Origin of the sequence: Geotalea sp. SG265, from assembly GCF_022808985.1 — a bacterium.
Taxonomy (GTDB): domain Bacteria; phylum Desulfobacterota; class Desulfuromonadia; order Geobacterales; family Geobacteraceae; genus Geotalea.
In genome coordinates this window covers 1-597 of sequence record NZ_JAKZFT010000041.1, presented here as the reverse complement: position 1 = coordinate 597, position 597 = coordinate 1, and the positions used below count along the sequence as shown (strand labels likewise).

The following is a 597-nucleotide window of genomic DNA, read 5'->3' as shown; positions in this document are numbered from 1 at the left end:
AACGGCTTGCGCCCTTGACCCGCACCGGGGCGTTTCTCAGCCCTGGTCGGCGTCCAAGGGCCTGGTTGAGCGTTGTCGTAATTATGCTACTTCAGCAAGATCTCCGCTGCCTTCAGTTGGGCGGTCGATGCTTTTGGCTGTATGGAGGGATTCAAAGGATAGCCAGTGCCCTTGAAACGCATAACGACTTCGCCAATCTTGTTAGTGTTCACAATCAGTGTTTTCCATCCATTTCTTTTTTCTGCTGTGACTTTAATAGGTTTCCTGGTAATTGTGCTTCTTGAACGGAAAACAAAACTGTCTTTATTCCCTTCAAAAACTAGCATCGTACACCCGCCAGACCCACACCAGGCTGATCCTGTCAGCAATACAATGGCATCGGCTTGCCCATCACCATTAAGATCTGTCAAAGCATGCTGAAATGTCAGCTCTTCACCTACTCCTGGTTCTTTAAGATATGCTTTCACTGCTGAAACAAGGTTTGATGGTGCACTCTCGGCTTTGAGCAATGACGGTGCTGCCAACATGACTACCAATAAAACGAAGGATACAAATTTCATATGGGGTATGCCTTTCATCTTTCTCCTCGCTCAACGG

General features: G+C 47.6%; 1 protein-coding gene. It reads right to left on the bottom strand.

Annotation, left to right across the window (positions count from 1 at the left end; translation table 11 throughout):
* Window positions 1-86 precede the first annotated feature (86 nt).
* Window positions 87-578: a hypothetical protein gene (locus ML541_RS18835; protein ID WP_243375616.1), complete on the bottom strand. Its 492-nt coding sequence runs from the start codon at window positions 576-578 to the stop codon at window positions 87-89.
* Between the last annotated feature and the right edge of the window lie 19 nt (window positions 579-597).

Excerpts from the sequence above, each read along its gene's own strand:
- ML541_RS18835 (WP_243375616.1), bottom strand. The coding sequence starts at position 578 with ATGAAAGGCATACCCCATATGAAATTTGTATCCTTCGTTTTATTGGTA.